This is a genomic window from Pseudomonas sp. F220, assembly GCF_057813935.1.
Genome location: NZ_JBVASJ010000212.1, coordinates 1 through 254 on the forward strand (window position 1 = coordinate 1; position 254 = coordinate 254).

Consider the following 254-nt stretch of genomic DNA (forward strand, 5'->3'; position numbering starts at 1 on the left):
GCTCGCCAGCACGATGACTACGCACATAAATGTTCGCGTCGTCGGCATAGCGCACGAAACGATGGCCCCGCCGTTCCAACTCGCGGTCGAGTTCGTTGAGCAGGATGTTCGACAGCAACGGCGACAGCGGGCCGCCTTGCGGCGTCCCTTCCTGTCGCTGACTGACGATCCCGCCCGACATCACACCGGCTTCAAGGTAACGGCGAATCAGCCTGAGCACTCGCTTGTCTTCGATATGACGCTCTATATGGGCC

General features: G+C 60.6%; 1 protein-coding gene. It reads right to left on the reverse strand.

Annotated elements, in window-relative coordinates:
* The coding region (locus tag ACZYSM_RS29685) for a reverse transcriptase domain-containing protein (RefSeq protein WP_489077262.1) at positions 1-254 on the reverse strand (254 nt) is incomplete at both ends.